Source organism: Burkholderia sp. BE12, assembly GCF_002959955.1.
Taxonomy (GTDB): Bacteria; Pseudomonadota; Gammaproteobacteria; order Burkholderiales; family Burkholderiaceae; genus Burkholderia.
Map to the genome: position 1 here is coordinate 16,635 of NZ_PREY01000007.1, position 12,490 is coordinate 29,124.

Consider the following 12,490-nt stretch of genomic DNA (forward strand, 5'->3'; position numbering starts at 1 on the left):
GACAATTCACCGCTGAACGCCGATCGAGACGGATCTTGAACGCCGCGTCGAGAACAGTATGCAGCTTCGCTCCTTCGGACGTATCAGTTGCCTTCGCAGTGTTGCTTCTCACGATTAATGCAACACGACGGCTCCAGGCGAATATCTCAAAATAAACCGCTTGCAAACATCCGTCAATTACGCAACACTATGAAAGCAATTCGTAATTATTTATCTAAATAATTTTGAAGAGTAAATATCGAATGAGAGAATTGACCATCAACGAATTGGATCTCGTTTCCGGCGCCACGTGGGCAGGCGATATTGCGATGAGTTCGGCGACCGGCTGGGCTGGCGCTGTCGCGGGGTTCGGCATCGGCGGCGTGATCGGTTTTGGAATGGGAGTGGCCGCGAGTGCAGGGTTCTCTGCAAGAGGCGGTACATTCGGGCGTGAACCAGCCGGCACGGATTATTCCGGCTGCAGCCACCATTAACATTACGGATGCGTCACGATATAAAAATCTCCAAAAGGATACTTCGTGAGTATTCAATTCAGAGACGGAAATAAAATCACAAAACAAAACTAATAACCGATCTCTGCCACCATGACATTATTGAAATAATGACCGCATGACATGCAGAATTACCGTCGAAACCCGTCCCAATCGTTTCGCACGACCGGCCCCGAACTACCTCGCCTTGACCAAACTTTCCAATCAAACATCGATTACGCCAAAAGACGACAATGAAGACGATCCCATTCCTATTCGTCCTTCGACTAATTGTTCCGGAACTTAAATCCATCCCCGGAAACGAAATTCACTCCGTTCTCGAAAGAGCTGAACTAACCTCCGAGGACCGCAAAAGAAAATGCTACCGGCAATGCTTCGTCGCATCCATATTTGTTCCATTCCTCGCATTGTTCTCCATCTTCTTTTCGCTTGATCTGTTCTCAATGGCGCACAGGATGCTGACCGTACCGATTCTAAGTGCTGCCTCGGTCTACTTGAGCTTGCTCATGCTCTCCGTTCTCGGTTCAATTATATTTGCCCCCGAGATTCGTAGGGAACTCAAATCGAGGCGTCGCTTTCGCCAATTCGATTGACGTCGCTTCAGATGGGTATTTTTTGTCCGGTGATCGAGGACTCGTGAAGCTCTGTCGTCTCGTGAGAAATACAGGTTGGAACCGAGATGTTTTTTCGCACTTTTTTGACGGCACGGAGCGCGTTCGCCAACGTACGGAAAATTGTGCACCGCAGCTATCAACACCGATGTATTCCGAAAAAAAAGGCCGTCACACGTTGGACGGCCCTTTGCACTTTCGGTGAGACGTGCCTACATCACGCGATCCGCTCTTCCGACGCCGGATCGAACAGCACCGCCTTCGACACGTCGAACAGCAGCGACTGCGTCTGCCCCGGCTGCGGGTTCGCGGCCGGATGCACGCGGCTCACGATCCGCTTGCCGTTCACCTGCGCGAACACGTGCGTGTCCGGCCCGGTCGGCTCGGTCACGTCGACGCGCACGTCGATCGGTTGCAGGTTCGACGCCTCGCCGTTGTGCGCGTGGCGCGCGTCGGTGATGCGCTCCGGACGCAGCCCGAGGATCACCTCGCGGCCGACGTGCGACTTCAGCTTCGCCGCGTCGAACGGCAGGATCAGCGCGCTGCGCGCGAGGCCCGTGTCGATCTCGAGCGCGATCCCGCCGCCCTGCTCGACCAGCCGGCCGTTGATGAAATTCATCGGCGGCGCGCCGATGAAGCCCGCGACGAACAGGTTCGACGGCGAATCGTAGATCTCCTGCGGCGCGCCGAACTGCTGGACCACGCCGTCCTTCATCACCGCGATCCGGTCGCCGAGCGTCATCGCCTCGATCTGATCGTGCGTCACGTAGACGATCGTCGTGCCGAGACGCTGGTGCAGCAGCTTGATTTCCGCGCGCATCTCGATGCGCAGCTTCGCGTCGAGGTTCGACAGCGGTTCGTCGAACAGGAACAGCGACGGATCGCGTGCGAGCGCGCGGCCCATCGCGACGCGCTGGCGCTGGCCGCCCGACAGCTGCCCCGGCTTGCGGTCGAGCAGATGCTGGATCTGCAGCATCGACGACACACGGTCGACGATCTGCTGCTGCTCGTTCTTCGGCACCTTGCGGATGTTCAGCCCGAACGAGATGTTCTCGCGCACCGTCATCGACGGATACAGCGCGTACGACTGGAACACCATCGCGATGTCGCGATCCTTCGGCGACAGGTCGTTGACGACCTTGCCGTCGATGCAGATCTCGCCGCTCGTCACGGTCTCGAGGCCGGCGATCATGTTGAGCAGCGTCGACTTCCCGCAGCCCGAGCCGCCGACCAGGATCAGGAACTGTCCGTCCTCGATCTCGATGTCGACACCCTTCAGGACCGGCACCCCGTTCGGGTAGGTCTTGTACACGTCACGGATGGAAAGGCTTGCCATGCTGTGAATCCTCTGTCTCGTCTCGCGCGGCGCATTCGGGCGCCGCGTCGGGTTCGTTTCGATGCGCCGCGCGTGCTGCGCGGCCGGTTCGTCGTATCGGATAAAGCCGCGCTTACCCCTTCACCGCGCCCGCCGTCAGCCCGCGCACGAAGTAGCGGCCGGCGACGATGTAGACGAGCAGCGTCGGCAGCGCGGCGATGATCGCGCCGGCCATGTCGACGTTGTATTCCTTCACGCCCGTCGACGTGTTGACGAGGTTGTTCAGCGCCACCGTGATCGGCATCGAATCGACGCCGGAGAACACGATCCCGAACAGGAAGTCGTTCCAGATCTGCGTGAATTGCCAGATCAGGCACACCATGAAGATCGGCAGCGACACCGGCAGCAGGATCTTCGTGAAGATCGTGAAGAAACCGGCGCCGTCGATGCGCGCGGCCTTCACGAGTTCGGCCGGCACGCTCACGTAGAAGTTGCGGAAGAACATCGTCGTGAACGCGATCCCGTACACGACGTGCACGAACACCAGGCCCGGAATCGTGTTCGCGAGGCCGAGCATCCCCTGCAGGCGCGCCATCGGCAGCAGGATCACCTGGAACGGGATGAAGCAGCCGACCAGCATCATCGTGAACAGCGCGTCCGCACCGCGAAAGCGCCAGTGCGTGAGCACGTAGCCGTTGAACGCGCCGATCAGCGACGAGATCAGCACGGCCGGAATCACCATCTGCAGCGAGTTCAGGAAGAACGGCTTCATCCCGTCGCAGCGCACGCCGGTACACGCGCCGCTCCATGCCTTCACCCACGGGTCGACGGTCCACGTGGTGGGCGGCGTCAGCAGGTTGCCGGTGCGCAACTGGTCGAGGTCCTTGAACGACGTCGACAGCATCACGTAGATCGGAAACAGGAAATACAGCGCGAACAGGATCAGTGCCGCATAGATCACCGCCCGGCTGATCGTCATCTTAGGCTGCATTGCGGGTGCTCCTCGATTCCATATACATCAGCGGCACCAGCACCGCGACCACGGTCGCGAGCATCATCACCGAGGACGCCGCGCCGAGCCCGAGCTGGCCGCGGTTGAACGAAAACGTGTACATGAACATGGCCGGCAACGACGACGACGTGCCCGGGCCGCCGGCCGTCAGCGCGACGACGAGGTCGAAGGTCTTGATCGTGATGTGGCAGAGGATCAGCAGCACCGAGAAAAACACCGGGCGCATGCTCGGGATCACGATCTTGCGGTAGATGGTCGGCAGCGTCGCGCCGTCGACCTGCGCGGCCTTGAAGATCTCGCCGTCGACGCCGCGCAGCCCGGCGAGGAACAGCGCCATCACGAAACCGGTCGACTGCCACACGGCCGCGATCACCACGCAGAAGATCGCCTTGTCCGGATCGTCGAGCCAGCCGAACGAGAAGCTCGTCCAGCCCCAGTCGTGCATCACCTTCTCGAGGCCGAGGCCCGGGTTCAGGATCCACTGCCACGCGGTGCCGGTGACGATGAACGACAGCGCCATCGGGTACAGGAAGATCGCGCGCAGCGCGCCTTCGTTGCGGATCCGCTGATCGAGCAGGATCGCGAGGAACAGCCCGAGCCCGACGCAGATCGCGATGAACGGAATCCCGAACCAGCCGAGGTTCGCGGCGGAGGTCCACCACACGTCGTTCTGGAACAGGTCCGTGTAACGGCCGAAGCCGTCGAATTCGTAGTTGGGCAACAGCCGCGAGTTGGTCAGCGACAGATAGCCGGTAATCAGGATGAAGCCGTAGATGAACACCACGGCGATCGCGACGCTCGGCGCGAGCACGAGCTTCGGGATCCAGCGATCGGCGAAGGCCGACATCGGCGACGTACGCCGTGCGGCGGCAGCGCCGGATCCGTTTCCGCTAAGAGGGGCAGCCACTTGATTCGACTCCTGGAACGAGGGCGACGCAGGCCGGGCCGGCGCCGGTACGGCACGGGCCCGCGGGCGAGCCCGTTTGCTGCACATGCAAAAACGCCCGGCCGATGAAGCGTGTCCGGCCGGGCGCCTGGCGCGCGTTACTTGACCTTCGCGGCCTTCGCGAGCGCGGCGACCGCGCTCTTCGAATCCTGCTGCGAGTTCATGAACTTCGTCACGACGTCCGTGATCGCGCCGGCGGTCGCGTCGCTTTGCGCCATGCCGTGCGCGAGCGACGGCACGAAACCGCCCGACTTGATCGCGGTCTGCTCGTCGGCATACGACTTCTTCGCGCAGTCGTCGAACTTGTCCATCTTCACGCCGAGACGCACCGGCACCGAACCCTTCAGCAGGCTGAACTGCTCCTGGAAGTCCGGCGTCATGATCGTCTTCGCGAGCGCGAGCTGGCCCGGCGTCGCGTTCTTCTCGCCCTTCTGCTGGAAGAACACGAACGAATCGACGTTGAACGTGTACGCGTTCGCCGTGCCCGGCACCGGTGCGCAGATGTAGTCCTTGCCCGACTTCTTGCCGGCGTTCTCGAACTCGCCCTTCGCCCAGTCGCCCATGAACTGCATGCCGGCCTTGCCGTTGATGACCATCGCGGTCGCGAGGTTCCAGTCGCGGCCGTTACGGCCGGTGTCGAAGTAGCCCTGGATCTTGCGCACCGTGTCGAACACCGACAGCATCTGCGGCGACGTCAGCGTCGCCTGGTCGAGGTCGACCAGCGCCTTCTTGTAGAACGCCGGGCCCTGCGACAGCACGACGTCTTCCCACAGCGTCAGGTCCTGCCACGGCTGGCCGCCCATCGCGACCGGCTGGATGCCCGCGGCCTTCAGCTTGTCGGCCACCGCGAAGAATTCGGGCCAGGTGGCCGGCACCTTCGCGCCGACCTTGTCGAGCGCGGCCTTGTTGATGTACAGCCAGTTGACGCGGTGCACCGAGAACGGCGCGGCGACGGTGTGGCCCTTGTACTTGATGATCTTGTCGATTTCCGGCGGCAGGTTCTGCTTCCAGTCGCCGGCGACGGAATCGATGTTGACGAGCACGCCCTGGTCGGCCCAGTCCTGGATCAGCGGGCCCTTGATCTGCGCGGCCGACGGAGCGTCGCCGCTGATCACCTTGGTCTTCAGTGCGGTCATCGCCGCGGCGCCGGCGCCGCCCGCGACCGCGAAGTCCTTCCACACGTAGCCCTGCTTCTGCACGTCGTCCTTCAGCACGCCGACGGCCTTCGACTCGCCGCCCGACGTCCACCAGTGCAGCACGGTTACATTTTCGGCTGCCTGCGCCGCCACGGCGCCAGCCATCAGGCCTGCGGCGCAGAGCGCGCCCATGATCGAGCGAACTTTCATTACTTATCTCCTCCAGACTGAATCAACTCGTTAAGTTCCCATGGGGAACCGGCTTCTTGATAAACGACGGGGAAATCGAGCCGCGGGACGCATGCAGCGTACGGGCCGATGACCGGCCGGGCTCTTACAGAAAGCGTGAATCGAGATTCAACGGCGTGTCTCCTCTTTGTGTTTCTGGCCCGCCGCGATGCTGCGACGCGAGCCCGGGGTCGACGGTGCGCGGACGATGCGCGCCGTCAATGTCCGATACCATTCGGCACAAGGCGTTCCCGAAGGCGAAGCTCGCGCGGCTCGGCGACCGCACTTCTTTTTTTCTTCACCCGGGTGCTACCCCTTGCGGCGGATTGTAGTTAAACTACAATTCAGTGTCAAAAATATTTTTATCGCACTACGGATCGCTTCCCAGCACCCCCATTGGCGGAGACACATGCATACCGATTCCAGCTTTACCTTCGTACTTTTCGGCGGCACCGGCGACCTGTCGATGCGCAAGATCCTGCCCGCGCTGTTCGAAGCGCACCGCGGCAACATGCTCGCGGAAAGCGGCCGGATCGTTGCCGTCGCGCGGCACGAATCGGATCGGGCCGGCTATCTCGAATGGGTCGACACGCACGTGAAGCCGCATGCGGCGAAGGCCGCCGGCAAGGCATTCGACGAAAGCGGGTGGAAATCCTTCCTCGAACGCATCGAGTACGTGAAGCTCGACCTCGGCCGCGCGGAGGACTACGTCGTGCTGCGCGATGCGGTCGCGCACTTGCCCGGCATCCGCGTGTTCTATCTCGCGACGGGCCCGTCGCTGTTCGTGCCGATCTGCAAGGCGCTCGCGTCGGTCGGGCTGAACGAAGGCGCACGCATCGTGCTCGAGAAGCCGCTCGGCTACGACCTGAAGTCGTCGAATGCGATCAACGACGCGGTCGGCGAGATCTTCGCGGAAGGCCAGATCTACCGGATCGACCACTATCTCGGCAAGGAGCCGGTACAGAACCTGCTCGCGCTGCGCTTCGGCAATGCGCTGTTCGAGCCGCTGTGGCGCCGCGAATGGGTCGAGAGCATCCAGATCACGATCGCCGAGGAGCTCGGCGTCGAGGCGCGCGGCGATTTCTACGACAATACGGGCGCGCTGCGCGACATGGTGCAGAACCACCTGCTGCAGCTGCTGTCGATCGTCGCGATGGAGCCGCCGCACTCGATGGATTCCGACTCGGTGCGCGACGAGAAGCTGCGCGTGCTGCGCGCGCTGAAGCCGATCGATCCGCGCGACATCGGCAAGGTCGCGGTGCGCGGCCAGTATCATGCGGGCGTGATCAAGGGCGCGCAGGTGCCGGCCTACGCGACCGAGCCGGGCGTGAAGCCCGACAGCCAGACCGAAACCTTCGTCGCGCTGAAGGTCGAGATCGAGAACTGGCGCTGGGCCGGCGTGCCGTTCTTCCTGCGCACCGGCAAGCGTCTGGCCGACCGCGTCGCGGAGATCGTCGTCAACTTCCGCCCTGTGCCGCACTCGGCGCTCGGGCCGACCGCGCTGCGCCCCGGTGCGAACCGCCTCGTGATCCGGCTGCAGCCGAACGAGACGATCCGCCTGTACTGCCTCGCGAAGCAGCCGGGCGAAGGGATGAATCTCGCGAGCGTGCACCTCGACCTCGCGTTCGACCAGTTCTTCAAGGAAGGGCAGATGGAGGCGTACCAGCGCCTGCTGCTCGACGTGATCAACGGCCGGCTCGCCCTCTTCGTGCGTCGCGACGAACAGGAAGCCGCATGGCAGTGGGTCGAGCCGATCCTGAACGAATGGGCGCGCACGCTGAAGCCGCCGAAGCCGTATGCGGCGGGTACGTGGGGGCCGGCCGCGTCGAGCGCGATGCTCGCGCAGCACGACACCTGCTGGCTCGAAGAAGAAAACTGATGCAAACCGTTGCCGCGTACGCCACCGTACGCGGCAACGTGCCTCACGATTCGTACGATTTGAACAGACAAAGCAGTCCGGAGGAGATGTGATCGAGATCCACGCTTTCGACACCCAGGAAGCGCAAAGCGAAGCGCTCGCGCGCGCCGTCGGCGAGGCGCTGCGCGCGGCGCTCGCCGGCCCCGCGCGCCCGACGCTCGCGGTGTCCGGCGGCACCAGCCCGCGCCCGTTCCTGCACACGCTGTCGCATGCGGCGCTCGACTGGGCCGGCGTCGACGTCACGCTGGTCGACGACCGCTGGGTGCCGGACGACGACGCGGCCAGCAACGCGCAACTCGTGCGCGACACGCTGCTGCAGCACGCGGCGGCCCCTGCCCGCTTCCTGCCGCTCGTCGACACGCGCACCACGCTCGACGCACACGTCGCCGCGCTCAACGCGAACGCCGACTACCGCGTGCCGAGCGTCGCGGTGCTCGGCATGGGCGAGGACGGCCACACCGCGTCGATCTTCGCCGACGCGCCCGAATGGGACCACGCGATCACGACGCCCGAGCGTTTCGTCGCCGTGCATCCGGGCGCGGCGCCCCATGCACGCGTGAGCTATTCGCTCGATGCGCTGAAGCGCGTCGACCGGCTGTTCCTGCTGATCGCGGGTGCCCGCAAACGCGACGTGCTCGACGCCGCGGCCGCGTCGCTGCAGAAGAACGCGATTTCCCAACTGGCCAACGACAAGGGGACCCAGCTCGATGTCTACTGGTGCGCAAAGTAAGGCGGTCGTCGCGGGTCAGCATGCCGACGGCCCGCGCCTGCTCGCGGACGTCGGCGGCACCAACGCGCGCTTCGCGCTGGAAACCGGCCCGGGCGAGATCACGCAGATCCGCGTGTATCCCGGCGCCGACTATCCGACGATCACCGACGCGATCCGCAAGTATCTGAAGGATGTGAAGATCAGCCGCGTGAATCACGCGGCTATCGCGATCGCAAACCCGGTCGACGGCGATCAGGTCACGATGACCAATCACGACTGGCGCTTCTCGATCGAGGCGACGCGCCGCGCGCTCGGCTTCGACACGCTGCTGGTCGTCAACGACTTCACCGCGCTCGCGATGGCGCTGCCCGGCCTGACCGATGCGCAGCGCGTCCAGATCGGCGGCGGCACGCGCCGCCAGAACAGCGTGATCGGGCTGCTCGGGCCGGGCACCGGGCTCGGCGTATCGGGCCTGATTCCGGCGGACGACCGCTGGATCGCGCTCGGCAGCGAAGGCGGTCATGCGTCGTTCGCGCCGCAGGACGAGCGCGAGGATCTCGTGCTGCAGTACGCGCGCAAGAAGTTTCCGCACGTGTCGTTCGAACGCGTGTGCGCGGGCCCCGGCATGGAGATCATCTACCGGGCGCTCGCCGCGCGCGACAAGAAGCGCGTCGCCGCGTCCGTCGATACGGTCGAGATCGTCGAGCGCGCACATGCGGGCGACGCGCTCGCGCTCGAAACCGTCGAATGCTTCTGCGGCATTCTCGGCTCGTTCGCCGGCAGCGTCGCGCTGACGCTCGGCGCGCTCGGCGGCGTCTATATCGGCGGCGGTGTCGCGCTGAAGCTCGGCGAGCTGTTCACGCGCTCGTCGTTCCGTGCGCGCTTCGAGGCGAAGGGCCGCTTCGCGCACTATCTCGAGAACATCCCGACCTACCTGATCACCGCCGAATATCCGGCGTTCCTCGGCGTGTCGGCGATTCTCGCGGAGCAGTTGTCGAACCGTTCGGGCGGTGCGTCGTCGGCCGTGTTCGAGCGGATCCGCCAGATGCGCGACGCGCTGACGCCGGCCGAGCGCCGCGTCGCCGATCTCGCGCTGAACCATCCGCGCTCGATCATCAACGACCCGATCGTCGACATCGCGCGCAAGGCGGACGTGAGCCAGCCGACGGTGATCCGCTTCTGCCGCTCGCTCGGCTGCCAGGGCCTGTCGGACTTCAAGCTGAAGCTCGCCACCGGCCTCACCGGTACGATTCCGATGAGCCACAGCCAGGTGCATCTCGGCGACACGGCTACCGATTTCGGCGCGAAGGTGCTCGACAACACGGTGTCCGCGATCCTGCAACTGCGCGAGCACCTGAACTTCGAGCACGTCGAGAACGCGATCGAGATCCTGAACGGCGCGCGCCGCATCGAGTTCTACGGGCTCGGCAACTCGAACATCGTCGCGCAGGACGCGCATTACAAGTTCTTCCGCTTCGGGATTCCGACGATCGCGTACGGCGACCTGTACATGCAGGCCGCGTCGGCCGCGCTGCTCGGCAAGGGCGACGTGATCGTCGCGGTGTCGAAGTCGGGGCGCGCGCCCGAGCTGCTGCGCGTGCTCGACGTCGCGATGCAGGCCGGCGCGAAGGTGATCGCGATCACGTCGAGCAACACGCCGCTCGCGAAACGCGCGACCGTTGCGCTCGAGACCGATCACATCGAGATGCGCGAATCGCAGCTGTCGATGATTTCGCGGATCCTGCATCTGCTGATGATCGACATTCTCGCGGTCGGCGTGGCGATCCGTCGCGCGTCGACCAACGGCGAGCTGCCCGAGGCCGTCGCGCAGGCGAAGGCGCGCGCCGCCGACGACGAAACGGCCGACGTGCTCGACTGGCTGAGCCACGGCGCATCGCCGGCGGCGAAGGACGTCGCGCGGGACTGACGCGCGGCGCGGCAACCGCCGCCGCCCGCGTCCCAACGAAAAACGCCACCGGCGCATCGCGCGCGGTGGCGTTTTTCATTGTGCGGCCCGACTGCCGGTGCGCTTCAGGCGCCCGCTTTCACCGGCCGGCCGTGCCAGCGCAGCACGAGGTAGCGCCCGGCGAAACACAGCACGCCGGTGACGCCGATCGTCACGCCCATCGCGAACGGCGTGCCGTCCGCGAGTGCGCCGATCGCGACGCTCGCCAGCGCGCCGAGCGCGAGCTGCATCGCGCCGAACACGGCCGCCGACGCACCCGCGTTGTGCGGATAGCGGTGCATGAGATCGGTCGTGCAGTTCGCGGACAGGATCCCGACCACGCCGACGACGAAGAACAAACACACGACGATCGACCACAGCCCGCCCCACCCCGTCAGCGCGACGAGCGCGACCGCGAGCGACGCGATGCAGCTCACGAGCGACGCGGCCGCGATGATGCGCAGCGAACCGATGCGGCCGACGAGGCGCGTGTTCGCGAAGTTGCCGATCATGATCCCGACGACGTTCAGGCCGAACAGCAGCCCGTAGTGCTGCGGCGACACGTGGAAATACTCGATGTACACGAACGGCGTCGCGGTGATGTACGAGAACATCGAAGCGAACGCCATCCCGCCGCACAGCATGTGCCCCCATGCGACGGGGTCGGACAGAATGCGCCCGTACGATGCGAACGACGCCAGCACGGCCGCGCTCTTGCGCCGCTCCTTCGGCCAGGTTTCGGGCACCCGCAGATACGCGGTCGTCGCGCATATCGCGCCGAACACGGCCAGCACGACGAACACGCCGCGCCAGCCGGAGAAACGCAGGATCTGGCCGCCGATCAGCGGCGCGAGGAGCGGCCCGACCGCGGTCACGATCGCGACCATCGACAGCACCTTCGCCGCGTCGCTCGGCTCGTGCGCGTCGCGCGCGATCGCACGCGCGAGCACCGACGCGGCGCCCGCGCCGAGCGCCTGCAGGAAGCGCACGACGATCAGCATGTCGATCGAGCCCGACACGAAGCAGCCGATGCTCGCGAGCGTGAACAGCGCGATGCCGCCCAGCAGCACCGGGCGGCGGCCCCACGTGTCGGACAGCGGGCCGTACAGCAGCATGCCGATCGAGAAGCCGGCCATGAAGCTCGTCAGCGTGCGCTGCGCGGCGCCGGGGCTGACGGAAAAGCCGGCGGCGATCGACGGCAGGCTCGGCAGGTACATGTCGGTGGCGATCGGCCCGCAGGCCGCGAGCGCGCCGAGCAACAGGATCAGCCGGGCATCGGGCCGGCGCCGGACGACGTGGGACATGGGTATCCGGAATGGAAGCCCGCGCGCATCGGGGCGCGCGTGACGGTGAAGACGGGATGCCGCGCCGCACGCGGCGCGTTCAGGCCCATGATTGTACGCGCAACTTTTTTGCCTGCCTCGGGCCGCGTGCAGCGGCGGCCGGGGAACCGTCCTCGCCCGTCGCGCGCGAACGAACGCGCGTACGGATTCGATTAAGCTTGCGGCTGCCCGTCTCTCTTGTCCGATCCATTCGACGTACGACCGAACCGATGACCGCTTTCCTGCTGATCTGGAGCCCCAAGAAATGGCCGTGGCCCGAGCTGCCCGACGTCGCCGCGCGCGTGAAGGCCGGCGAGGCCGTGCATGACGTGTGGGGCTGCGGCTTCGCGCGCGGCATCCTGCCGGGCGATCGCGTGTTCCTGCACCGCGTCGCGAAGGAGCCCAAGGGTGTGTTCGGCTCCGGCTACGTGACGCGCGCGCCGTACGAGGTGCCCGATCCGTCGACCAAGCGCGGCTACCGGCTGTGCATCGACTTCGTGTACGACTGGCTGGTCGACGCGCACCAGGACGTCGTGATTCCGCGCGACGCGCTGCGCGTCCATCCGTATTCGGTACAGACGTGGGATGCGCAGAGCTCCGGCACGTCGATCAAGCCGATGGTCGAAGGTCCGCTCGAAAAGCGCTGGGCCGAGCTGACCGGCAAGCGCAAGCCGCCGCGATAACCGGAAACCGGGTCGAATCGGCCCGGCGCGTCCGGCCGGGCATCCCTCGCGCGCCGAAAGGCCGCGGGCCGGCCGGCGGGCCTGCGTCGCGTGTCTCCGGTACAATCAGACGATCGTTCCGCCTAGGCGCCGCGGCCCGTGCACAGGCCCCCGCGCCGTTCTCTCGCAGGTTTC

At 65.1% G+C, this 12,490-nt stretch carries 10 protein-coding genes; 5 read left to right on the forward strand and 5 right to left on the reverse strand.

Annotated elements, in window-relative coordinates:
- Positions 1-242 precede the first annotated feature (242 nt).
- Complete coding sequence (locus C4B30_RS09360; RefSeq protein ID WP_105132443.1) at positions 243-473, forward strand: bacteriocin; 231 nt, start codon at positions 243-245, stop codon at positions 471-473.
- A gap of 846 nt (positions 474-1,319) precedes the next feature.
- Here C4B30_RS09360 and C4B30_RS09370 read toward each other — a convergent pair.
- From C4B30_RS09370 to C4B30_RS09385, 4 genes are all read right to left on the reverse strand, one after another.
- Positions 1,320-2,438 carry an ABC transporter ATP-binding protein gene (locus tag C4B30_RS09370; protein ID WP_027783796.1) on the reverse strand — a complete coding sequence of 373 codons (1,119 nt, stop codon included), beginning with the start codon at positions 2,436-2,438 and terminating at the stop codon, positions 1,320-1,322.
- Positions 2,439-2,550: 112 nt separating this feature from the next.
- A complete protein-coding gene (locus C4B30_RS09375) occupies positions 2,551-3,408 on the reverse strand; it encodes a carbohydrate ABC transporter permease (RefSeq protein ID WP_011544828.1) in 858 nt (285 codons plus the stop codon).
- Positions 3,398-4,336, reverse strand: coding sequence for a carbohydrate ABC transporter permease (locus tag C4B30_RS09380; RefSeq protein WP_027783795.1), 939 nt, complete (start codon positions 4,334-4,336; stop codon positions 3,398-3,400). The genes C4B30_RS09375 and C4B30_RS09380 overlap by 11 nt, the downstream gene beginning before the upstream one ends.
- A gap of 137 nt (positions 4,337-4,473) precedes the next feature.
- Entirely contained in the window at positions 4,474-5,721 is a 1,248-nt protein-coding gene (locus C4B30_RS09385; RefSeq protein ID WP_027783794.1) for an ABC transporter substrate-binding protein, read from the reverse strand.
- Between the two features lie 427 nt (positions 5,722-6,148).
- Here C4B30_RS09385 and zwf point away from each other — a divergent pair, with 427 nt between their 5' ends.
- The 3 genes from zwf (at position 6,149) to C4B30_RS09400 (ending at position 10,293) form a co-directional block, all read left to right on the forward strand.
- Positions 6,149-7,618, forward strand: a complete 1,470-nt coding sequence (gene zwf, locus C4B30_RS09390; RefSeq protein ID WP_105132445.1) for a glucose-6-phosphate dehydrogenase — start codon at positions 6,149-6,151, stop codon at positions 7,616-7,618.
- Between the two features lie 88 nt (positions 7,619-7,706).
- Positions 7,707-8,387: a 6-phosphogluconolactonase gene (gene pgl / locus C4B30_RS09395; RefSeq protein WP_105132446.1), complete on the forward strand. Its 681-nt coding sequence runs from the start codon at positions 7,707-7,709 to the stop codon at positions 8,385-8,387.
- Complete coding sequence (locus C4B30_RS09400; RefSeq protein ID WP_027783791.1) at positions 8,365-10,293, forward strand: bifunctional transcriptional regulator/glucokinase; 1,929 nt, start codon at positions 8,365-8,367, stop codon at positions 10,291-10,293. Before pgl ends, C4B30_RS09400 begins: the two co-directional genes overlap by 23 nt.
- Before the next feature lie 104 nt (positions 10,294-10,397).
- Here the strand turns inward: C4B30_RS09400 and C4B30_RS09405 are convergent, their stop codons facing one another.
- Positions 10,398-11,615, reverse strand: a complete 1,218-nt coding sequence (locus C4B30_RS09405; protein ID WP_105132447.1) for a Bcr/CflA family multidrug efflux MFS transporter — start codon at positions 11,613-11,615, stop codon at positions 10,398-10,400.
- A 248-nt stretch (positions 11,616-11,863) separates the two neighbouring features.
- Here C4B30_RS09405 and C4B30_RS09415 point away from each other — a divergent pair, with 248 nt between their 5' ends.
- Positions 11,864-12,316, forward strand: coding sequence for a hypothetical protein (locus tag C4B30_RS09415; protein WP_012328082.1), 453 nt, complete (start codon positions 11,864-11,866; stop codon positions 12,314-12,316).
- Positions 12,317-12,490: the final 174 nt, after the last annotated feature.

Excerpts from the sequence above, each read along its gene's own strand:
- C4B30_RS09370 (WP_027783796.1), bottom strand. The coding sequence starts at position 2,438 with ATGGCAAGCCTTTCCATCCGTGACGTGTACAAGACCTACCCGAACGGG.
- C4B30_RS09400 (WP_027783791.1), top strand. The coding sequence starts at position 8,365 with ATGTCTACTGGTGCGCAAAGTAAGGCGGTCGTCGCGGGTCAGCATGCC.
- C4B30_RS09360 (WP_105132443.1), top strand. The coding sequence starts at position 243 with ATGAGAGAATTGACCATCAACGAATTGGATCTCGTTTCCGGCGCCACG.
- C4B30_RS09415 (WP_012328082.1), top strand. The coding sequence starts at position 11,864 with ATGACCGCTTTCCTGCTGATCTGGAGCCCCAAGAAATGGCCGTGGCCC.
- C4B30_RS09385 (WP_027783794.1), bottom strand. The coding sequence starts at position 5,721 with ATGAAAGTTCGCTCGATCATGGGCGCGCTCTGCGCCGCAGGCCTGATG.
- C4B30_RS09405 (WP_105132447.1), bottom strand. The coding sequence starts at position 11,615 with ATGTCCCACGTCGTCCGGCGCCGGCCCGATGCCCGGCTGATCCTGTTG.
- C4B30_RS09375 (WP_011544828.1), bottom strand. The coding sequence starts at position 3,408 with ATGCAGCCTAAGATGACGATCAGCCGGGCGGTGATCTATGCGGCACTG.
- zwf (WP_105132445.1), top strand. The coding sequence starts at position 6,149 with ATGCATACCGATTCCAGCTTTACCTTCGTACTTTTCGGCGGCACCGGC.